Source organism: Leifsonia sp. NPDC058292, assembly GCF_042880955.1.
Lineage (GTDB): Bacteria > Actinomycetota > Actinomycetes > Actinomycetales > Microbacteriaceae > Leifsonia.
This window is the reverse complement of the sequence record NZ_JBHVYL010000008.1, coordinates 100,257-121,149: the sequence shown is the minus strand read 5'-3', so window position 1 is coordinate 121,149 and position 20,893 is coordinate 100,257. Positions and strand designations below refer to the sequence as shown.

At 69.1% G+C, this 20,893-nt stretch carries 16 protein-coding genes; 7 read left to right on the top strand and 9 right to left on the bottom strand.

The features are described 5' to 3' along the window. Positions 1–81: 81 nt before the first annotated feature. Entirely contained in the window at positions 82–1,305 is a 1,224-nt protein-coding gene (locus tag ACFVWR_RS07275; protein ID WP_387209555.1) for an ROK family protein, read from the bottom strand. A 56-nt stretch (positions 1,306–1,361) separates the two neighbouring features. Between ACFVWR_RS07275 and ACFVWR_RS07270 the strand changes: the two genes are divergently transcribed. Further along, complete coding sequence (locus ACFVWR_RS07270) at positions 1,362–2,213, top strand: LacI family DNA-binding transcriptional regulator (RefSeq protein WP_387209553.1); 852 nt, start codon at positions 1,362–1,364, stop codon at positions 2,211–2,213. A gap of 6 nt (positions 2,214–2,219) precedes the next feature. On the opposite strand, the gene ACFVWR_RS07265 is transcribed toward ACFVWR_RS07270, so the two are convergent. Further along, on the bottom strand, positions 2,220–4,397 hold the full coding sequence (locus ACFVWR_RS07265) for an alpha-galactosidase (RefSeq protein WP_387209551.1): 2,178 nt from the start codon (positions 4,395–4,397) through the stop codon (positions 2,220–2,222). 14 nt (positions 4,398–4,411) lie between these two features. Further along, positions 4,412–5,629: an ROK family protein gene (locus ACFVWR_RS07260; RefSeq protein WP_387209549.1), complete on the bottom strand. Its 1,218-nt coding sequence runs from the start codon at positions 5,627–5,629 to the stop codon at positions 4,412–4,414. A 175-nt stretch (positions 5,630–5,804) separates the two neighbouring features. Between ACFVWR_RS07260 and ACFVWR_RS07255 the strand changes: the two genes are divergently transcribed. The 6 genes from ACFVWR_RS07255 to ACFVWR_RS07230 are packed head-to-tail and all read left to right on the top strand — an operon-like array spanning position 5,805 to position 11,898. After that, the gene (locus ACFVWR_RS07255; protein WP_387209547.1) at positions 5,805–7,505 is read left to right on the top strand and encodes an ABC transporter substrate-binding protein; all 1,701 of its coding nucleotides are present in this window, start codon (positions 5,805–5,807) and stop codon (positions 7,503–7,505) included. A gap of 50 nt (positions 7,506–7,555) precedes the next feature. Then, positions 7,556–8,545 carry an ABC transporter permease gene (locus ACFVWR_RS07250; protein ID WP_387209545.1) on the top strand — a complete coding sequence of 330 codons (990 nt, stop codon included), beginning with the start codon at positions 7,556–7,558 and terminating at the stop codon, positions 8,543–8,545. Positions 8,546–8,564: 19 nt separating this feature from the next. Beyond that, positions 8,565–9,560 (top strand): ABC transporter permease, encoded by a 996-nt coding sequence (locus ACFVWR_RS07245; RefSeq protein ID WP_387209543.1) that lies wholly within the window; start codon positions 8,565–8,567, stop codon positions 9,558–9,560. After that, positions 9,557–10,477 carry an ABC transporter ATP-binding protein gene (locus ACFVWR_RS07240; protein WP_387209541.1) on the top strand — a complete coding sequence of 307 codons (921 nt, stop codon included), beginning with the start codon at positions 9,557–9,559 and terminating at the stop codon, positions 10,475–10,477. Before ACFVWR_RS07245 ends, ACFVWR_RS07240 begins: the two co-directional genes overlap by 4 nt. Continuing rightward, positions 10,474–11,376: an ABC transporter ATP-binding protein gene (locus ACFVWR_RS07235; protein WP_387209539.1), complete on the top strand. Its 903-nt coding sequence runs from the start codon at positions 10,474–10,476 to the stop codon at positions 11,374–11,376. Before ACFVWR_RS07240 ends, ACFVWR_RS07235 begins: the two co-directional genes overlap by 4 nt. 51 nt (positions 11,377–11,427) lie before the next feature. Beyond that, a complete protein-coding gene (locus tag ACFVWR_RS07230) occupies positions 11,428–11,898 on the top strand; it encodes a GNAT family N-acetyltransferase (RefSeq protein WP_387209537.1) in 471 nt (156 codons plus the stop codon). Between the two features lie 212 nt (positions 11,899–12,110). Here the strand turns inward: ACFVWR_RS07230 and ACFVWR_RS07225 are convergent, their stop codons facing one another. The 6 genes from ACFVWR_RS07225 to ACFVWR_RS07200 all read right to left on the bottom strand — a co-directional run bounded on the left by ACFVWR_RS07225 (position 12,111) and on the right by ACFVWR_RS07200 (position 20,810). Further along, positions 12,111–14,345: a glycoside hydrolase family 36 protein gene (locus ACFVWR_RS07225; protein WP_387209535.1), complete on the bottom strand. Its 2,235-nt coding sequence runs from the start codon at positions 14,343–14,345 to the stop codon at positions 12,111–12,113. Beyond that, positions 14,338–16,803 (bottom strand): glycoside hydrolase family 2 TIM barrel-domain containing protein, encoded by a 2,466-nt coding sequence (locus ACFVWR_RS07220; RefSeq protein WP_387209533.1) that lies wholly within the window; start codon positions 16,801–16,803, stop codon positions 14,338–14,340. Before ACFVWR_RS07220 ends, ACFVWR_RS07225 begins: the two co-directional genes overlap by 8 nt. 217 nt (positions 16,804–17,020) lie before the next feature. Beyond that, a complete protein-coding gene (locus tag ACFVWR_RS07215) occupies positions 17,021–18,205 on the bottom strand; it encodes a glycine C-acetyltransferase (RefSeq protein ID WP_387209531.1) in 1,185 nt (394 codons plus the stop codon). After that, entirely contained in the window at positions 18,205–19,248 is a 1,044-nt protein-coding gene (gene tdh, locus ACFVWR_RS07210; RefSeq protein WP_387209529.1) for an L-threonine 3-dehydrogenase, read from the bottom strand. Before tdh ends, ACFVWR_RS07215 begins: the two co-directional genes overlap by 1 nt. A 150-nt stretch (positions 19,249–19,398) precedes the next feature. Continuing rightward, positions 19,399–19,815, bottom strand: coding sequence for a heat shock protein transcriptional repressor HspR (locus ACFVWR_RS07205; protein ID WP_387209527.1), 417 nt, complete (start codon positions 19,813–19,815; stop codon positions 19,399–19,401). A 2-nt stretch (positions 19,816–19,817) separates the two neighbouring features. Continuing rightward, the gene (locus ACFVWR_RS07200; RefSeq protein WP_387209525.1) at positions 19,818–20,810 is read right to left on the bottom strand and encodes a DnaJ C-terminal domain-containing protein; all 993 of its coding nucleotides are present in this window, start codon (positions 20,808–20,810) and stop codon (positions 19,818–19,820) included. Positions 20,811–20,893 lie beyond the last annotated feature (83 nt).

The following is a 20,893-nucleotide window of genomic DNA, read 5'->3' as shown; positions in this document are numbered from 1 at the left end:
AGTGTGGCCGGTATGCCAGCCACACTCGACCGGAACGGCCACACTCGCCGGAGGCGGCGGCGGCGCCAGCGCAGCAGCGCGTCAGGCGCGCACGAAGGTGCTGGGGCCGAAGGAGCGGGGGGCGAGCTCGCGCTGCAGCACGAGAGTGGCGACGCCGACGGCCGCGGCATCGACGACGTGGTGGGAGAGTGCGACACGCACCGAGTGGCGGGCTCGGGCGCTGAACTCGTGCTCGAGGCGGTCCTGGATGGCCTGAAGGTAGATCGGGCCGGCGACCGCGAACGACGGACCCGCCAGTGCGATCGAGTCGAGGTCGAGGATGTCCGCGAGTGCGAGCACCGCATCCGCCAAGCATTGCGCCGAATCGCCGATCAGCTGCCGGGCGAGGGCGTCGCCGTGGGAGGCGGCGACCGCGACGGCGGAGAACACGGCGAACGGGTCGTCGGCGTCGTCGAACTCGATCGAGGATGCCCGCCCGGCGGCCAGCGCGTCACGCGCCGCCTGGGCGACGGCGCGCGGCCCGGCGACCTCTTCCACGGTGCGCGGCTCCGATCCCGGCGCCACGGAGGCGCGAAGCTGGCCGATCTCGCCGGTGTTCGAGGTCGCGCCGCGGTAGACGGAACCGCCGATCACGATTCCGGCGCCGATGCCCGCACCCATGTAGACGGTGCAGTGCGCGACCGACTCTGCGATGCCCCCGCCCCAGAACTCGCCGACGCCGGCCGATGTCGCGTCGTTGTCGAGCACCGCAGGCAGCCCCATCGCCTCCCCGACGGCGGCACGGATGGGGAACCCCAGCCACCCCGACATCGTGGGCGCGCCGACGATGCTTCCGGCGTCGAGGTCGAGCGGACCCGGCGCGGCGACCCCCACCCCGACGACGAGGCCCATGGGGATGTCCAGCGTGCCGAGCAGGCCGGTGGCGCGGGCGGCGAGCATCGGCACCACCTCGTCTGGCTCGTCGTCACGCACACCGCGGGCCCTGACCCGCCCGACCACCGCCCCACTGACGTCGATCACGACGTAGGTGGTGGAGTCGGCGCCGAGCTGGATGCCGACGGCGTAGCGTGCCCGCGGGTTGATGGTGAGCATCACCCGGGGCTTTCCGCCGGTGTATTCGCGCTCCCCCGACTCGATGACCAGGTTGTCTTCGGTCAGCTGGCGCACCACGTTGGAGATCGTCGCCTGCGTGAAACCGGTGGAGGTCGCAAGCTGAACCCGGCTGATCGGACCCCGCGAACGGATGAGGTCGAGCACCACCCCGCGGCTGGTAGCGCCGCCGAGGTCCGGCTTCGGGTTCACCACGGTGACGCTCCTTTTACTGTGACGCCACTGAATGGGCGATGGGTAATACTACAATCGTGCAGCACTCCAGCCTTCGCCCTCTCACGCTCTCGGTCGCGGTGCGTCGTCGCGCCGACCGTTTCGGCATCGATCCGTTCTACAGCGACTTCGTCGCCGGCATGGAGGACAGCCTGCGCCCCTACGAAGGGTCGGCTCTGCTGCGCACGGTCGACAGCACCGAGGAGGAGATCGAGGACTACCGCCGCTGGGCGGTCGACAAGCGCATCGACGGCGTGGTGATGGTGGACTTCGTCGAACACGACCCGCGCATCGGGGTGATCGAGGAGATCGGCCTCCCCGCCCTCCTGCTGGGTGGCGACGCCGACCTGGAGTTCCCGCGGATCGGTGTCGACAACGCGCGCGCCATGAACGACGCCATCGCGTATCTCGCGGGGCTCGGCCACCGCCGCATCGGCCGGGTCAGCGGCCCGAGCGACCTGTTGCACACGCGCACGCGCACCCGCGCTTTCGAGTCGGCTCTCGCGGCGCACGGCGCCGAGGGCCGCACCGTCGAAGGCGACTACACGGCCGGGAGCGGGGCCACAGGTACCCGCACCCTGCTCGACGCCGCGGAGCGCCCGACGGCGATCGTCTACGACAACGGGCAGTCGGCGGTCGCGGGTGTCGAGGCGGCGCGCGAGCTGGGGTTCACGATCCCGCAGGACCTCTCGTTGCTCGCTTGGGACGACTCGGCGGAGTGTCAACTGAGCGACCCGCCCCTGTCTGTGATGGACAGGGATGTGCGCTCGCTCGGCGCCGCCGCCGCATCCGCCCTGCTCGACGTGATCGAGGGCCGCACCGTTACCGTCGTACGCGCTCGCGAGGCACTGGTCGTCGAAAGAGGAACGACGGCTCCCCCGGCCGCCTGACATCGCTCATTCCCCCTCGGTCCGCAGGTGCAGCACCACGGCCTGGATCGGCCAGAACGGCGGAATCTGCAGACCCACCTCGCCAAGCGCGCTGCCGGTGAGCACAACCCCGCCTTCCGACATCCACCGCGGGGCGACGAAACCGTGGCGACTCGCGCCGATCTCGTCGCGAACACTGAGGCGGTACCGGATGCGCGGGTCGAGGCCGTCGAGCCGCACCCGCTCCGGAACCGCGTCTTCGAGGGCGGCGACGGTCGCGATGCTGTAGAGCGCCTCGCTGCGGTCGGGCAGCACGAAGCCGGTGACGCGGAGGGCCGGATCGACCACATCCGGGTGCACGACCGTTCCCCCGCTGATCACGTGACGCACGTCTTTGTACAGCTGCGCCCAGCGCGCGATGGCGGCGAGTTCGGCGTCGGTGCAGTCGAGCAGGTTCCACTCGAAACCCGCCGACCCCATGAGGCTGGTCGCCATGCGGTAGCCGAGGCTCGTGTGACGCCCCGAGCTGTGCGCGACGGTCGGGCCGACGTGGCCGCCGACCAGTTCGGGCGGGAGCAGCAGCTGGGTCCAGCGCTGGATGTCCTGCCGCTCGACCGGGTCGTTGGAGTCGCTCGCCCACACCCGGTCGGTGTGCTGCAGGATTCCGAGGTCGGTGCGCGCGCCGCCGCTGGAGCACGATTCGATCTCGAGCCCCGGATGCGCGGCCTTGAGCTCGTCGATCAGGCGGTAGGCGGCCAGTGTCTGGGCATGCACGCCCGGCCGGCCGTCGTGCACGGCGTCGACGAGGTCGCGGTTGTGGTCCCACTTGATGAAGTCGATTCCGAGTTCGCCCACGAGCGCATCGATCTGGCCGAAGACGTGCGCGTAGGCGCCGGGATTCGCCAGGTCGAGCACGAACTGGGTGCGCCACGAGAGCCCGGCCGGAGGCGTGCGCGACGCGGGAGCATGCAGCAGCCACTCCGGATGCGCGCGGGCCAGATCGGAGTCGAGACTCACCATCTCGGGCTCGAACCAGAGACCGAACTCGAGCCCCAGGCCGTGCACGTGATCGGCGAGTGGGCCAAGGCCGTCGGGCCAGACGTCGGTGTCGACCACCCAGTCGCCGAGGCCCGAGGTATCGTCGCGACGGGAGTGGAACCAGCCGTCGTCGAGCACGAAGCGTTCCACGCCGACGCGGGCGGCGACATCCGCGAGCCGGAACAGCGTGTCCCGATCGTGGTCGAAGTAGACGGCCTCCCACGTGTTCAGCACGAGCGGCCGCGGGGTCGACGGATGCTGCGGCCGCGACCGCAGGTAGGTGTGGAATCGCTCGGAGAGGCCGTCGAGACCATCGGCCGACCAGGCGAAGTAGCTCACTGGAGTCGTGTAACTCTCGCCCCGCTCGAGCCGCGCCTCGCCCCCGCGCAGCAGCTCGCCCGCGCCGATCAGGGTGACGGCATCCGGCATCCGGTCGACTCGGTAGGTGGTGTCGGCGCTCCAGCCGAGGTGCACGGCCCAGGCCCGGCCGCTGCGATTGCGCGGTCGGCCCTCGGATGCGATGAACAGGTTCGTCGCATCGTGCCCGCTGCGTCCGCGCCGGGTCTGACGAACGGTCGCGCCACGCGGCATGTCGGTGGTGTGCGGCGCCTTCTCGCGCGTCCAGCGCCCGGAGAACGAGGTGAGCCGGTCGGTCGTCTTGGGAACCGGCAGCGCCAGTTCGAGCCAATCGAGATCGACGACGCCGTCTGCGGCGTTCTCGATGGTGGCGGTCGCAGACAGCAGACCGCCCGGCTCGATCGCGAAGGCGAGCTGGAGAGCCAGTCCGCTGTTCCGGTCGGCGAGATCGAGCGTCAGCCGTCGGGGCGAGGACGGGTCGCCACCGGTCACGCCGATAGTCGTCCAATGCGGGAAGACCTGCACGCCGTCGCGCCGCGCCGACACTCCCGGCCGCCCGGCCCACCCGTGCGACTCCTGCGGCACCAGGGGCGCCTGGGGTGCCGAGTCGAGGGTCGCGGGCGGGGTGGTGCGGCTCTCGGCAGCCGACAGCGAGTCGAGCATGGCGTCGTCGAGAGGCCCGAGATCGGCCCCCCAGTGCAGCACCGCCGCAGGCGTGTCAGAACCGTGCTCGACCACGAGCATCACACCGTCGGCGCTCAGCACGCTGAACCGGCGCAGAGCGGGGCCGTTGGGAGAAGTGATCGTCATCGTGTCCTTCCGGGTCAACGGGCCACGACGAGCGGGCCGCTGGTGCTGGTTCGTGTCTCAAGCAGACTACGCAAGACGATCACCGCGCCGCCGATCGCAGCGGCGTCGGAGGTCTGGCGTGAGAGGTCGACCGTGACGGGATGCGCGGCGCGCATGAACGCCGAGCGGTCCAGGGCGGCCTGCGCCGCATCCCGGTACAGCGGCCCGGCGGTGGCGAACGCGGCGCCCGCCAGCACCACCCGCCCGAGGTCGAACAGGTTGACGAGCGTCACGGTCGCGGCCGCCAGGGCATCGGCCGAAGCCTCGATGAGCGCTCGGGCCGCCGGGTCTCCCGCCATCGCACCGCGGGCGACCCGCTCGAAGTCGGCCACCGTGTTGCCGCCGAGTCGCAGGCGAGCCGCGAGATCCGGTTCGGCGAGGGCGCGGCGCACGATCGCGGTCGGGCCTCCGATGTTCTCGACGCAACCGCGGTTGCCGCAGGAGCACCACGGCCCCTGCGCGTCGATCGAGATGTGCCCGAGCTCGACGCCGTTCGAGGTCGCCCCGCGATACGGCAGCCCGTCGAGCACGACACCGCCGCCGATCCCGCCTGCCATGTAGATCGTTCCGAAACTCGACCGCCGGCCACCGAGACCCTCCTCGCCGATCGCCGCCGCCGTCGCGTCGTTCTCGATCAGCACCGGCACACCGATGAGCTCGGCGAGCGTGTGCGCCACGGGGAAATCCAGCCACGACGCCGTCGGCTGGGCGGTGATCAGCACCCCCGCATCGCGGTCTTGCGGGCCATAGGTGGCGAGGCCGACGCCGAGCACCTTGTCGCGAGGAAGGCCGGCGGAGGCGAGCAACGCATCCACATGATCGGCGATGAAGGCCAGCACCTCGGCCGGTTCGCGAGTTCCGGCACCGGCCATGGTGGAGCGGGCGACGGTGTGTCCGGCGAGGTCGACGACGACGCCCGTGGCGGTGAACCTGTCGAGCTGGATGCCCACCGTGTAGCAGGCGGACGGCTCGAGTTCGAGCAGGCGTCTGGGCGTTCCGAGGCTCGACTGCGCCGTTCCGGTCTCGCGCACGAATCCGACGGTGATGAGCTCCCGGATGGCGTGCGTGATCGTGGCGGCGGTGAACCCCGTGGCACCCACGAGCTCGACCCTGCTCACCGTCACGCGCTCGCGGATGACGTCGAGAATCGCGGCGAGTGTCGGCACTCGTGCGCCCGGCCCCGGCTTTCGCATCCCTCTCCCCGTTCTGTCCTCTGCGCCGATGTTAGCGATGAAACGGTTCGTCCACGCAATACTTGACCTACTTTATTTATTGGCGTAAGAATTAGCGACACGGCGCTTTCGGCGTCCGAATCATGTGATGCACCGTCGCACCGTTCGTGTCCGGCGGATACGGAAAGGATCAAGGATGTTCCTCAGCACAGCACAACGGCGACGGCTCGCCCGCCGCGCGTCGGCGACCGGAGCGGCAGCTCTCGTCGCGGCTCTCGCGCTCACCGCCTGCACCGGCACGTCGGGCGGCAGCGACTCCAGCGCCTCGTCGACACTCGTCGCATACACCGGGCAGTCGGGCGACTACCAGATCAACTTCAACCCCTACTCGCCGTCGCAGATCGGCGGAATCGGAACCATCTACGAGGGTCTCTTCTTCGTCACCAACGTGAACTCGGAAGACCCGAAGCCGCTTCTCGGCACCGACTACAAGTGGAACGACGCCGGCACCGAGCTCGACGTCACGCTGCGTGACGACGCAAAGTGGTCGGACGGCGAGGCGTTCACCGCCGACGACGTCGTGTTCACCTTCGACATGCTGCTGAAGACGCCGTCGCTGAACACCGGCGGCTTCGACGGCAAGGTCGCCAAGGTCGACGACACCCACGTGAAGTTCACCTGGACCCACCCCGCGTTCACCGCCGGTCCGTTCCTGATGGCGCGCACGCCCGTCGTTCCCGAGCACATCTGGAAGGGCATCGACCCCACCACCGACGTGATGGAGAAGCCGGTCGGAACGGGCCCGTACACGCTCAGCAACTTCAAGCCGCAGGCCTTCACCCTGACCGCCAACCCGAAGTACTGGGGCGGCGAACCGGCCGTGAAGAACATCCGCTACCTCTCGCTCTCCGGCAACACCGCCGGCGCCGACGCACTGGCCGCCGGAACGATCGACTGGCAGACCGGCCCTGTGCCGAACATCGACAAGGTCGCCGAGACGTACCCCGGCTACAAGTCGATCACCGTCGCACAGAACCAGATGGCCTTCCTCACCTGCTCCAGCACGGCGCTCGGCTGCACCGGGCCGCAGACCGACCCGGCGGTGCGCCAGGCGATCTACTACGCGATCAACCGCACACAGCTGAACTCGCTGGCCTTCGAGAACACCGCAAGCGACATCTCGCCGAGCTTCGCACTGCTGGGCAGCCAGAAGAAGCTGATCTCCTCGGCCATCGAGCAGCCGATCGCGCCCGACAAGCCCGATACGGCCAAGTCGGATGAGCTGCTCCAGGCCGCAGGCTGGGCCAAGGGCCCCGACGGCATCTACGCGAAGGGCGGCGAGAAGCTCACCCTCACGGCCGAGGTCGTGACCGGCTGGACCGACTACATCACCGCCATCGACACCATGGGCCAGCAGCTCAAGAAGGCCGGCATCCAGCTGAACGCCGCGCAGTCGTCGTGGAACGAGTGGACCGACAAGAAGTCGAAAGGCAACTACGAGCTGGCGATCGACTCGCTCGGCCAGGGCCCGGCCTCCGACCCGTACTACCTCTACAACAACTACTTCACGACGAAGAACACCGCGAAGGTCGGCACAGCCGCACCCATGAACGTCGCGCGCTTCAGCGACCCCGATGTCGACAAGGCGATCGGCGCGCTCGCGACGATCAACCCGACCGACACCGCGGCCCGCCAGACGCAGTTCGACGTGATCCAGCAGAAGATCACCGCCGACATGCCGTACATCCCGATCATGACCGGTGGCACGACGAGCGAGTTCAACGCGAAGAAGTTCACCGGCTGGCCGACGACGGACGACCTGTTCGCCTTCCCGGCCGTCTGGGCATCGCCCGACAACGCCGAGATCTACAAGGCTCTCAAGCCGTCGGGCAAGTAGGGGGATCGCATGACTGAGGAGGAGTTCGACGTGACGACGGGCGGGACGCGATGAGGTACTTCGTGCGCAAGATCGGCTTCTACGCCGTGGCCCTCTGGGCAGCGCTCACCATCAACTTCCTGATTCCGCGTCTGCTTCCCGGCAACCCGGTGGACATCCTGCTCGCCAAGCTGCAACAGCGCGGCGGACAGGTGACACCGGAGACCAGGAAGGCGTACGAGCTCCTCCTCGGCGGCGACTCCAGCGACCCGCTTCCTGTGCAGTACTGGAACTATCTCGTGCACGTCGCGCACGGCGACCTCGGCGTCTCGGTGAGCTACTTTCCCGCGCCGGTCTCCGAGGTCATCGGCTCGTCGCTGCCGTGGACCATCGCCCTGGTCGGGATAGCCACCGTGATCGCGACCGTGATCGGGGTGACGCTCGGCGCCCTCGTGGGATGGAAGCCGGGAACCTGGCTCGACTCGCTGGTGCCCGCCACCACGCTGCTGGCCGCCGTGCCGTACTTCTGGCTGGCGCTCATCCTCGTCTACGTGTTCGCCACCACGCTGCACTGGTTCCCGTCGCAAGGCGGCTACGACGTCACCCTCGATCCGAGTTGGTCGCCCGAGTTCATCCAGTCGACCATCCGCTACGGGTTCCTGCCGGCGCTCACCATCGTGATCGCCTCGATCGGCGGCTGGCTGCTGGGGATGCGCAACATGATGGTCTCGACGCTGTCGGAGGACTACATCCTCACGGCCCGGGCGAAAGGCCTGACCGAGGGCCGCATCCTCCGCAATTACGCGGCCCGCAACGCGGTGCTCCCCTCCATCGCCGGCTTCGCGATCTCGCTCGGCTTCGTGGTGTCGGGGTCGATCGTGACCGAGCAGGTGTTCTCCTACCCCGGCATCGGCTCCAAGATGCTCTCGGCCGTGACCAACAACGACTACGCGCTGATGCAAGGGATCTTCCTGTTCATCACCCTGGCGGTGCTCGGCGCCAACCTCGTCGTCGACCTGCTCTACGGCATCATCGACCCGCGAACCCGGGCCCGAAGCTGAGGCACGGAAAGGATCCCTCATGACCAACGTGCAACCCAGCACCGAGCCGGCCGTCGACGACAGCACCGTCGGAATCGCCACCGCTCTCCGCGAGACCGGCAAGAAGCCCCGCTCGCCGTGGCGCATGATGCTGCCGACGATGACCCCGTGGCTCGCACTCGGGCTGTTCCTCGTGCTCGGCATCATGCTGTTCGGCGCGATCGGCCCGTACTTCACCGGCGACCCGAACGCCATCCGCGACTCCGGCCTGCAGCCGCCGTCGCCCGAGCACCTGCTCGGCACCACCCAGACGGGTCAGGATGTGCTCGCCCAGCTCGCCATCGCCACGCGCGGCTCGCTCGTCATCGGCTTTCTGGTCGGCATCCTGGCGACCATTCTCTCGGCGATCTTCGGCATCCTCGGCGCCTACCTCGGCGGGTTCGCCGACGAGGCGTTCTCGCTGTTCTCGAACGTCTTCCTGGTCATCCCCGGGCTGCCGCTCGTGATCGTCATCTCCGGATTCGTGCCCCGAGAGGCGCGCGGTCTCTGGACGATCGCCGTCGTGCTCGCGATCACCGGCTGGGCTGCGTCGGCCCGCGTTCTGCGCGCTCAGACACTCTCCCTGCGCAGCCGCGACTACGTCGCCGCCTCCCGCGTCGCCGGCGAGAGGCCGTGGCGGGTCATCGCTGTCGAGATCCTCCCGAACCTGCTCCCCGTTCTCGCCTCGCAGTTCGTGTTCGCAGTGATCGCCGCGATCCTCGGCGAGGCCGGCCTGTCGTTCCTCGGCCTCGGCGCCTCCAACTCGTCGACGCTCGGCACCATGCTCTTCTACGCGCAGAACGGATTCGCGCTGAACCTCGGCGCCTGGTGGTGGTTCGGGCCGCCCGGCCTCATCATCGCGCTGTTCGGGATGGGACTCTCCCTCATCAACTTCTCCATCGACGAGATCATCAACCCCAAGCTGAAGAACGTGCGCCTCCACCGCAAGCGCGAGCGCCACGCCCGCCGCATGGAGCGCGGGAAGGCCACCGCATGACCACCGTCGTCCCACCGCAGAGCGCCGTGCGCACACGCACCTCCGAGCGCTCGGCCGTGCTGACCGTCTCCGACCTGACGGTCGTCTACGAGGTCGAAGAGCCCGTCACCGCCGTACGCAACGCCTCCCTCACCCTGGCGCCGGGGGAGATCCTCGGCCTGGCGGGCGAGTCGGGGTGCGGCAAGACCACGCTCGCGTATGCGGTGAACCGGCTGCACAAGCCGCCGGCGCGCATAGCCTCCGGCTCGATCGTCTTCCACGACCGCGACGGCCGCGACATCGACGTGCTCGCGCTCGGTGAGGAGGAGCTTCGCAGGTTCCGCTGGGACAAGCTCTCGATGGTGTTCCAGGGCGCGATGAACGCCCTCAATCCCGTGATGACGGTCGGCGCGCAGCTCGACGACACCCTGCGCACCCATCGCCGGCACCTGTCGCGAGCCGCACGCAAGGAGAGGATCGCGGATGTGCTGAGCCGCGTCGGCGTCGACCCCGCGCGCGCTGCCTCCTACCCGCACGAGCTCTCCGGGGGCATGCGGCAGCGCGTGATGATCGCCATGGCGATGCTGCTCGAACCCCAGCTGATGATCATGGACGAGCCCACGACGGCCCTCGACGTCGTCGTGCAGCGCGACATCCTGCGCGAGATCGTGCGGCTGCGCGACGAGCTCTCGTTCGCCGTGATCTTCATCACCCATGACCTTCCGCTGCTGCTTGAGATCAGCGACCGCATCGCCGTGATGCTGCAAGGCGAGATCGTCGAGCTGGCTCCGGCGGCCGAGATCTACGCCGCACCCCGGCATCCGTACACCAAGAAGCTGCTCGGATCGTTCCCGAGCCTCAGCGGCGAGCGCGGAGCCTTCATCCGCACCGGCATCGACGCGAGCGACGACACCGACGCGAAGGAGACCGGCCGATGACCTCTGCACGCATCACCAACCTGACCAAGGACTTCTCCCTGCGCAAGGGGATGCGCCGCACCCCGTTCCGCGCGGTGGACAGGGTCAGCTTCGAGCTGCTCCCGGGCCGCACGGTCGCGCTCGTCGGAGAGTCCGGCTCCGGCAAGTCGACGATCGCCCGGATGCTCGCCAAGCTCGAGAAGCCCACGTCGGGCAGGATCGCCGTCGAGCTCGACGACCGCACGCCGGTGCAGGGCTCGGTCTACCGGCGCCACGTGCAGATGGTGTTCCAAGACCCGTTCGCCTCACTGAACCCGTTCCATTCGATCGAGCACCATGTGGCCCGGCCCCTCCTCATCCACCACCGCACGAAGGGTGCGGCGGAGACCCACGAACGCGTGCTGCAGATGCTGGAGCGGGTGAACCTCACGCCCGCCGAAACGTTCGCGGCCCGCCGCCCCCACGAGCTCTCGGGCGGCCAGCGTCAGCGTGTGGCCATCGCGCGGGCGCTCGCTCCGGGCGCCCAGGTGCTCATCGCCGACGAGCCGGTCTCGATGCTCGACGTCTCCATCCGGCTCGGCGTGCTGAACCTCATCGGCCGCCTCCAGCGCGAAGACAACCTCGCGGTGCTCTACATCACCCACGATCTGGCCACGGCCCGTCACTTCTCCGACGAGATCCTGGTGCTCTACAAGGGCCGGGTCGTCGAGCGCGGACCGGCAGACGCCGTCATCCTCGACCCCCACCACGACTACACGAAGCTGCTCGCCCTCGCGGCCCCCGACCCCGAACGCCTCGGCAAGGTCGTCTCCGACGAGGCCGCCGTCGACAGATCCCGGCTCGACAACAGCGTCTGCTACGACCACTACCGTGGCGCGTGGGTGTCGATCGACGAAGCGGAACTCGCCGGCGCGCGGTGACTGCGGGCGGGCGTTAACGCTCCCGAAACGCGGAAGCGCCAGACTTGCCGGATGACCATCGAACTGCGAAACGCGGACTTCGGGGATGAGCGCCTGCTTGCCTTCCTCGAGTCGTACCTCGACGAACTCGCCCCGACCGCCCCGATCGAGAGCCAGCACGCGCTCGACGTGAACGGGCTGCAGGAGCGACCGGGTGTGCGGCTGTTCGTCGCGTATGAGACGAGCGACGGCGCCGTCGTGGGCACCGGCGCCCTGGCCGCACTCGAACCGGGCCACGAAGAGCTGAAGAGCATGCGCACGGACCCGTCGCGGCGCGGCGCCGGTATCGGCACGGCGATCCTCACCCACCTGCTCGCAGACGCCCGCGCCCGCGACATCGAGCGGATCTCCCTCGAAACCGGCAGCATGAGCTTCTTCGACCCGGCCAGGGCCCTCTACGCCAAGGCAGGATTCGAGGCGTGCGGCCCCTACGGCGACTACATCGACGACCCGAACAGCTACTTCATGACCCGCACCCTCTGAGCGTCGCCCGCCCCCTTTCGCGCCCTCGCTCGCTCCCGCTCGCTCCCGCTCGCTTCCATCGAGGGGTCCCAACACGCCGTATGAGGGATGCACCAGACGGCGTGTCGGGACCCCTCGATCGTCCGAGACGCGGGATTCGGGGAGTGCCGGCGAGGAGGCGCGTCTGAGGCGCGGGCGAGCGTCAGCCTCGCGGCGTGAGGCGCGGGCGAGCGTCAGCCTCGCGGCGTGAGGCGCAGCACGCGCGCGGAGGCGGCCGCGGCGGCGGAGCCGGTCACGGCCACCCGAAGCACGCCGGCCGCGGCATCCCACCGGGCAGACCAGTCGCCGAGGGCGGCCGGAAAGAACGCGTCGACCGCAAGATCTCGACCCCGATAGTCCGGCAGCGGGATGTCGACCACGGCATCCGTCGCGCGGACACCCACGCCGGCACCATCGACACCCCCGCGCACCACCGCACCGGCCACGCCGTCGGCGGTGCCACGCCACCACAGGGACAGGTACATCCCTTCGTCGTCCTCCTGCCCGAGCGCTATCCAGCTCGCGTCCCATGCGGGGAGGCCGAGCGGCCAGCGCGCGTGGCTCGACGTCTCGGAGAGCAGCACCTGCCGGTGCGCGGCGATCGCTTCGGCGACGAGCGCGAGCTGCGGCCCGGACATCCGGTTGAGGTAGCCGGAGAGGTACATGCGGCCGAGAATGCCGTTCACGAGCGAGAGGGTGAACAGTTCGTCGCTCATGGCCGGGTTCGGGTACGCCCAGTGTCCCGCCTGTTCCGGCAGGATGCTCGCCGGAGCCGCTGCCGCGATCGGCGCGTAGAGCACCGGGTCCTGCTGGTCGGAGGTCGACTGCACGTGCAGTCTCGCCAGGGTGGCGTAGTCCATGCGCATCGCACCCGAAGCGCAGCTCTCGATGAGGAGGTGCGGGTGACGGCGCTGGATGTCGTCGAGCCAGTCGAGCAGCGCCCGCGCGTGACCGAGGAGACCCGCACCAGGGGCGGAGCCGTCGCTGTCGGTGCCCGGGCCGGGCATCGTGTTGTAGTCCATCTTGAAGAACCCGACACCGAAATCGTCGACGAGCCTGTCGACCACCGCGTCGACATGGGCGCGCGCCTCAGGGTTGCGCAGGTCGAGCAGATGGCGGCCGTGCTCGGCGACGCGGATTCCCTGGCGCGAGAAGAACGCATCGGCAGGAAGGGTCTCGGCCAGCGGCGAGTTCACGCCGATCACTTCCGGCTCCAGCCACAGGCCCGGCACCATCCCGCGGTCACGGATGCGGTCGGTCGCCTCGGCGAGCCCGCCCGGAAACCGCGTGGGCGACGGCTGCCACTCGCCCACCGCATCCCACCAGGCGCCTTCGGCATACCAGCCGGCGTCGATGCAGAAGTAGTCGGCGCCCGCGTCGGCCGCCGCGTCGATCAGGGGGAGCAGCTTCTCTGTGGTCGGGTCGCCCATGAGCGTGTTCATGTAGTCGTTGAAGACCACCGGAAGGGCGTCATCCGCAGCTCTGTGCAGCCTGATCGCGCGGCGCTGGTCGGTGAGGGCGGCGAGCGCGCCATCCAGCCCGCCGCCGGCCGCGCCGACGACGACGGAGGCAGGCACGGAGACGAACGCCGCTCCGCCGGGTGCGATCGGGGTCGACCACTGGTGTTCCTGGTCGGTCGGGCCGGAGAGCAGCAGGTAGGCGGCCGCCCGGGTCTCCCCCAACTCGTAGAGCCAGGGCCCGTTGTGCTCGATCTGCCACGCGACGGCGGCCGGATCGCCGCTCTCGCCGCTGCCGGCATCCGTCGCCACCAGCACGCCGGTCGGGAGCGCTTCGCCGGTCGACCACGATCCGCGGTTCGTCACGACGCACCGGCTGCGCGGCTGATGGTGCTGCAGAGATCGGTCGATGCGGGCGAGCCCGGCCTGCCGAAGCGGGCGGGTGCTCCAGCGGCTCTCGGCCACCCAGTCGCTCGCCGCCGAGACCAGCGACAGCCCGTCCACCTCCCGGCCGGTCGTCTCATAGACCGCGCCGCTGGCGAACGTGGAGACGAAGTCGAGCACGAGTACGCCGCTCGTGGCCTCCACCTCCGTCCAGGTGCGGAACCCGGCGACACCGTCGGCGACGACGAACACACTGGTTGTGCGGAGGCCCGTCTCAGCATCGGTCTGGTGGATGCGCAACGACCGCGTCCCTGAATCCGTCGTCTCGCTGACATGAGACTCGTACCGCAGGCGACGGCCGATCACCGTGTCGACGTGACGGAACCCGCCGGGAAAGCGGCCGTGACCGAACGCCGAGACCTCGACCAACGGCTGGTCGGCGTGCGGGTCGTAGCGCCGAGCGGATTCGCCGACCACCGCGCTCGCGGGCCCCGCCGACGCCACGAGTCCGGTGAGGCACACGGGAGCGTCGGCACCGATCAGAAAGGTGAGGGAGACGGCGTCGCCGCCCCAGCGAAGGTCAGACACGGAGATCTTTGCGAGCGGAGCGCACCAGCTGGTTGGCGTGACGCAGCACCAGCGGCGATAGCGCATCCGCGGCATCGATCGGCCCGTCTCCGGTCAGCCGGAACACGGCCGTCTCACCGGGCAGCAGCGTCACCAGCGAGCGATCCACCGAGGCCGAGGGATGCGCCCGATCGGCGAGCACCGTCACGTCTCGCACGTACGACCGGGCGGTGACGGTCACGATCGCGCCGTCGGCGGCCGGCTCCGCCTCGGCGGTCAGGGGGTCGCCGTCGAGGCGCTGTTCGACGACCTCGGCGTAGTTCCAGAACGCGCGTGGCATCCCGTCTGCCGGGGTCACGACGAGCACCTCCCGCGCCGGGTCGCCGCAGACGGCCACCTCAGCGGGAACGGCGATGCGGGCGACATCCCTCGCCGCCACCTCCGCGGGCAGGGTCGCCCGGGCGAGCACCTCGCCGTCGAAGGTCACCCGCTCGACGAGCACATCCCCGCCGAACGGTTCGCCCGTGTCGTTGACGAGCACGACATCGAGCGAGTCGTCTTCGCTCGCCGGCTGCACGGTCACCAGTCGCGGGCTGTACGCATCCTGCAGCGCGTACCAGAGCGGTTTGCGACGTTCGGCGAAGTCCACGGCCGCCCACGAGACCACCGGCCAGTCGTCGTTCAGCTGCCAGACGATGGAGCCCGTGTTGTACGGGGTGAGCGAACGGAAGTACTCGATCGCGAACCGGATGGCGTGAGCCTGGTTGAGCTGCGTCGTGAAGTGCCAGTCGTCGATCGTCTCGGGCGCAGGAAGATGCCCGGTGTACCCGCGCTCCAGTTTGAGGTTGCCCTCGTGCGCCTTCTGGTGAACGAGCATCTCGTGGCCGTACGGCTCCAGCGGCTCGTCGTGCACGACATCCGTGAGCGTCGTCCAGGCCGGCGGACCCTGGAAACCGAACTCGGAGACGAAGCGGGGCTTCCACTCGCGGTACGCCGTGTAGTCCTTCTGATTCCAGACGTCCCAGATGTGGACGGTGCCGTTCTTGTCGTCGTTCGGGTTCAGGTAATCGTCGAACGAGTATGGGCTGCCCGGCGTGTACGGGCGCGTGGGGTCGAGCTCGGCCACGATCGCCGGGAGCACGGTGCGATAGTAGCCGTTGCCCCACGTTCGACCGTCGAGCACGGCGCGCCAGCCCCACTCGGCGAACGCGATGATGTTCTCGTTGTTGCCGTTCCACAGGATGAGCGACGCATGGGCCGACAGGCGCGTGACCGCCTCGCGCGCCTCGGCCACGATCTCCTCCGCCAGCCACTCCTCTTCGGCGTACGCGGCGCAAGCGAGCAGGAAGTCCTGCCACACGAGCACTCCGCGCTCGTCGCAGAGCCGGTAGAACTCCTCCGACTCGTACATCCCGCCGCCCCACACACGCAGCAGGTTCATGTTGGCCTCCGTCGCGTCGTCGATGCGGCGCGAAAGGCGTTCGGTCGTGATCTCGGTGACGAACGCGTGATCGGGGATCCAGTTGGCGCCGCGCACCCAGATCGGCCGGCCGTTCACGCTGATCTCGAACCGGTTGCCGACGGCGTCGGTCGACGTGTCGAGCGCGACGGTGCGGAACCCGACCCGCCCTTGCCAGGTGTCGTCGCCGGCGGTCACCGTCACGTCGTACAAGGGCTGCTCGCCGTGACCGAGCGGCCACCACAGCTCGACGCCGGGCACGATCACGCGCAGGTCTCCGGATGCGGCGAGCACCGCATCCGCGCCGCCCACCACCGCGCCGTCGCGGCTGACGGTCACGGCCACCTCGCCCGAACGCTCACCGAGGCGCTCGAGTTGGACATGCGCCGTCAGGATGCCGGTGTCGCCGACGACGTCGACGAGCGGACGCACCGACCCGATGCGCACCCCGCTCCATCCCTCGATGCCGATCGGCTTCCAGATTCCGCTCGTGGCGACGTCGATCCCCCAGTCCCAGCCGAAGTTGGAGGCCGTCTTGCGCAGCGAGTTGTACGGGTGGTGGTTGACATGGGGCAGGGCTCCGCCGTGCTCGGCCGCCACGCGTTCGGCCGCGTCGACCGGGGCGTCGAACTCGATCGCGATCGTGTTCTCGCCGGCGGTCAGCAGGTGCCCGATCGGGAACCGGTACGACCGGTGCTGGTTGCGCGTCTGGGCCACCGTCACGCCGTTCACGACGATGGTCGCGATCGTGTCGAGCCCCTCCGCAACGAGATCGAACCGGGCTGAGCCGTCATCTTCCCACTCGAAGGTGCGCTCGTAGCGCCAGACCGTGCTGCCGATCCACTGCTGCGCCGCTTCGTTGTCACCGTCGAACGGTGCCTCGATCAGTCCGGCAGCGAGCAGGTCGGTGTGCGCGCATCCCGGAACCTGGGCGGCGATCGGGCGTCGGATGATCGACTCGGGTGCGGCTCCGCCGGTGGCTGTGAGCGTCCACTCTCCATCGAGTGACAAGTAGGGCATGCGTCCTCCCAGGACGAAACGAGTGCCTGGCTCATTCCAGGCACTCATCCATTTTCGTAAGTGTCTTAATTTATGTCAACCGGTGCGGCCCGGCGTGGCCCTTCTCGCCGAGTGTGGCCGGTGCGGTCGAACGTGGCCGGCACAGCGGGCACACTCGGCCGCACCGGCCACATTCGCGGAGAAAGGCCACGTTCGGGCAGGTGACGCGCCGGGGGCGTCAGTCGGCGCGGACCGCCTCGCGCGCCGACACGAACGCGTCGACGCAGCGCCGGATCTCGTCGTCGGTGTGCGCCGCCGACAGCTGCACGCGGATGCGCGCCCGCCCGCGGGGGACGACCGGGAAGGAGAACGCCGTCACATAGACGCCGCGCTTCTGCATCTCGTCGGCGATGCGCGCAGTGAGCGCCGCATCCCCGAACATGACGGGGACGATGGGATGCTCGCCCGGCAGCAGGTCGAACCCCGCCTCCGTCATGAGCGCGCGGAACAGCTGGGCGTTGTGCGCGAGTGTCGCGCGCAGGCCGTCCGACTGTTCGAGCAGGTCGAGGGCGGCGAGCGTTCCGGCGACGATCGACGGCGCGAGCGTGTTCGAGAAGAGGTAGGGCCGCGCGCGCTGGCGCAGCAGGTCCACGATCTCCTGCCGTGACGACACGTAGCCGCCGGATGCGCCGCCCAGCGCCTTGCCGAAGGTGCCGGTGTAGATGTCCACGCGGTCGGCGACCCCGCAGAATTCGGGCGTTCCCCGTCCGTGCTCTCCCACGAAACCGACGGCGTGCGAGTCGTCGACGAACACGAGCGCGTCGTACCGGTCGGCGAGGTCGCAGATCTCGCGCAGCGGAGCGATGTAGCCGTCCATCGAGAAGACGCCGTCGGTGACGATCACCCGGAAGCGCGCATCGGCTGCCGCCTGCAGCTGGGCTTCGAGGTCGGCCAGGTCGCGGTTCTTGTAGCGCAGCCGCCGGGCTTTCGACAGGCGGATTCCGTCGATGATCGAAGCGTGGTTGAGCTCGTCGGAGATGATCGCGTCTTCCGCCGAGAACAGCGTCTCGAAGACGCCGCCGTTCGCGTCGAAGCAGGAGGAGAAGAGGATGGTCGCCTCGGTGCCGAGAAAGTGCGACACCCGCCGCTCGAGCTCGAGGTGCTGCTCCTGAGTGCCGCAGATGAACCGCACGCTGGCCATCCCGTAGCCCCAGTCGTCGAGCGCCGTCTTGGCCGCCGCGACGAGCGCGGGATGGTCGGCGAGCCCCAGATAGTTGTTGGCGCAGAAGTTCAGCACCTGCGCCCCGTCGGCCGTGATCAGCGCCTGCTGCGGCCCCCGGATGCTGCGCTCCCGCTTGGTGAGCCCGGCCTCGTCGATCTCGGCGAGCTGGCCGGCGACGTGTTCGCGAAATGTTCCGTACATCAGAGTTCCGTCCAATCGAGGATGACCTTGCCGCCGCCGCCCGAGGCAGCAGCTGCGAATCCGTCTTTCCAGTCGCGTGCCGCGAACCGGTCGGAGACGATCGAGGCGATGGCCTGCCGCAGCGTCGCGCTGGTCTGCAGCATCGCGCCCATCGCGTTCCACGTCTCGAACATCTCGCGGCCGTAGATGCCTTTCAGCGTGAGCATGTGGGTGACCACGATCCCCCAGTCCACGGCGATCTGCGTCGACGGAAGGCCGAGCATCGCGATGCGTCCTCCGTGGTTCATGTTCTCGATCATCTGCGGGAGCGCTGTCGGAGCACCGCTCATCTCGAAGCCGACGTCGAACCCTTCGCGCATCCCGAGAGCGTCTTGGGCCGACCGGATGGGGGCCGCCGACACGTCCACGGTGAAGTCGGCGCCCATGGTCTCCGCCAGCGCGAGGCGGGAGGCGCTGATGTCGGAGCCGACGATGAAGCGCGCGCCGACGTGACGCGCGACGGCGATCGCCATGAGGCCGATGGGGCCGCATCCCGCGACCAGCACATCCTCACCCACCACAGGAAACGCGAGCGCCGTGTGCACGGCGTTGCCCAGCGGGTCGAACAGTGCGCCGACCTCGGGCTCGATCGTGCTGTGGTGCACCCAGACGTTGGTGGCGGGCAGGCTCAGATATTCGGCGAACGCTCCATCGCGCTGCACCCCGAGGCCCTGCGTGCGGATGCACATCTGGCGTCGCCCCGCGCGGCAGTTGCGGCAGGTGCCGCACACGATGTGCCCCTCGCCGGAGACCTGGTCTCCCACCGCGACGTCGTGCACCAGCGGTCCGACCTCGACGACCTCGCCGAAGAACTCGTGGCCCGGGATGAGCGGCGCCTTCACCGCGGAGGCCGCCCAGTCATCCCAGCGCTGGATGTGGAGGTCGGTGCCGCAGATCCCTGTGCGCAGCACCCGGATCTTGACGTCTTCCGGCCCGATCTCGGGTTCGGGAACGTCGATCAGCTGCAGCCCGGGGCCGGCTTCGGATTTGTAGAGGGCCTTCATCGGCACTGTCTCCGCTTCGTCGCTTCATCGTGGGAAGTGTTCTGTGCAGACGCGACCGCGCCCGCGAGGCTCTTGTGGAGCCGCAGACAGCCTACGACGCTGTCGAGCCCGGCAGCGAGCGGGTTACAACCGCGAGTGTGCGCGCAGCGGTCAGTCGCGGCCGAGCGGCCGCCAGACGACCACCTGATTGCTGCGGCGCACGCGGGTTCCCGCCCGCATCGAGATGACCTCGCCCTCCGAGCCGGCCGCGAACACGCGGCGGCCCGGGCGGTTGAGAAGTTCATCCGCGAGCGCCGACTCGAGCTCGTGCACCCTGTTCTGCAGGGCGCCCACCTGGTCTTCGAGTTCGAGGATGCGCCGGATGCCCTCCAGGCTCACCCCCTCGCCGCCCAGCCGGGCGATCTCCTGCAGCTTGATGACATCCCGCATCGAATAGCGGCGGGACTTGCCCGAAGTGCGCGTGGGGCTCACGAGACCCAGCCGGTCGTACTGCCGGAGCGTCTGCGGGTGCATCCCCGCGAGCTCGGCCGCGATCGAGATCACGAAGACCTGGCTGTTCTCGTCCATCCTCAGACGCGCGCTTTCGACAGGATGTCGTCGCGCGGGTTCTCGTCGGGGAGCTTCTCGGCGAACGCCTTCAGCGCATCCTCGGCATCGCTCGACAGGTGCGACGGCACCGCGACCTGCACGACGGCCAGAAGGTCGCCGGTGCCCTTCGCGGTCTGAACGCCGCGGCCTTTCACCCGGAGCACGCGCCCGCTCGGGGTTCCCGGAGCCACGCGCAGCTTGACCGGATCGCCGCCGAGGGTCGGAACCTCGATGGTCGCACCGAGAGCAGCCTCCGCGAACGTCACCGGCACGGTGACGCGCAGGTTGAGCCCGTCGCGCTCGAACACCGGATGCTTGCGCACGCTCACGGTCAGAACGATGTCGCCGGACTCGCCGCCATCGGGGCTCGGCTGGCCTTTACCGCGCAGCTTGATCTTCTGCCCGTCTGCGACACCGGCCGGGATCTTCACCTTGATCGGTTTGCCGTCGGCGGCCTGCAGGGTGATCGTCTCGCCCTTGGTGGCGGTCAGGAAGTCGATGGTGGTGTGCGCCGTCACGTCGCTGCCGCGCATCGGGCCGCCGTTGCCGCGGAATCCGCCGCTCGACGATCCGAAACCGCCGTTGCCGAACATCCCACCGAAGATGTCGTCGAAGTTGCCGCCCTGCTGGTAGGTGTAGCCGCGGCTGCCACCAGGGGCGCCGCCGCCGAAAATCCCGCCGAACACGTCGTCGAAGCCGCCCTGACCGGCCGAACCGGGAGCGGTGAATCGTGCGCCCGAGCCCATGGCCCGAATCTGGTCGTACTCCTTGCGCTGTTCGGGGTCACCGAGAACCGAGTGGGCCTCGCTGATCTCCTTGAACTTGGCTTCGGCGGATGCGTCGCCCGGGTTCGAATCCGGGTGGTACTTGCGGGCGAGCTTGCGGTAGACCTTCTTCAGCTCGGCCGGGGTGACGTCTTTGGAGACGCCGAGAACCTTGTAGAAGTCCTTGTCGAACCAGTCTTGGCTAGCCACGGCGTCTCCTTCCCAAATAGTGATTCATGTCATGAGGCGGAAGAGCGACGGGGTGCTCCCGCCGCTCTTCCGCATGTCCGTTC

Coding starts and splice junctions, on each gene's coding strand:
- ACFVWR_RS07265 (WP_387209551.1), bottom strand. CDS start 4,397: ATGACGATCACTTCTCCCAACGGCCCCGCTCTGCGCCGGTTCAGCGTG.
- ACFVWR_RS07215 (WP_387209531.1), bottom strand. CDS start 18,205: ATGTACGGAACATTTCGCGAACACGTCGCCGGCCAGCTCGCCGAGATC.
- ACFVWR_RS07235 (WP_387209539.1), top strand. CDS start 10,474: ATGACCTCTGCACGCATCACCAACCTGACCAAGGACTTCTCCCTGCGC.
- ACFVWR_RS07245 (WP_387209543.1), top strand. CDS start 8,565: ATGACCAACGTGCAACCCAGCACCGAGCCGGCCGTCGACGACAGCACC.
- ACFVWR_RS07240 (WP_387209541.1), top strand. CDS start 9,557: ATGACCACCGTCGTCCCACCGCAGAGCGCCGTGCGCACACGCACCTCC.
- ACFVWR_RS07205 (WP_387209527.1), bottom strand. CDS start 19,815: ATGGACGAGAACAGCCAGGTCTTCGTGATCTCGATCGCGGCCGAGCTC.
- ACFVWR_RS07250 (WP_387209545.1), top strand. CDS start 7,556: ATGAGGTACTTCGTGCGCAAGATCGGCTTCTACGCCGTGGCCCTCTGG.
- ACFVWR_RS07230 (WP_387209537.1), top strand. CDS start 11,428: ATGACCATCGAACTGCGAAACGCGGACTTCGGGGATGAGCGCCTGCTT.
- ACFVWR_RS07220 (WP_387209533.1), bottom strand. CDS start 16,803: ATGCCCTACTTGTCACTCGATGGAGAGTGGACGCTCACAGCCACCGGC.
- ACFVWR_RS07255 (WP_387209547.1), top strand. CDS start 5,805: ATGTTCCTCAGCACAGCACAACGGCGACGGCTCGCCCGCCGCGCGTCG.
- tdh (WP_387209529.1), bottom strand. CDS start 19,248: ATGAAGGCCCTCTACAAATCCGAAGCCGGCCCCGGGCTGCAGCTGATC.
- ACFVWR_RS07260 (WP_387209549.1), bottom strand. CDS start 5,629: ATGCGAAAGCCGGGGCCGGGCGCACGAGTGCCGACACTCGCCGCGATT.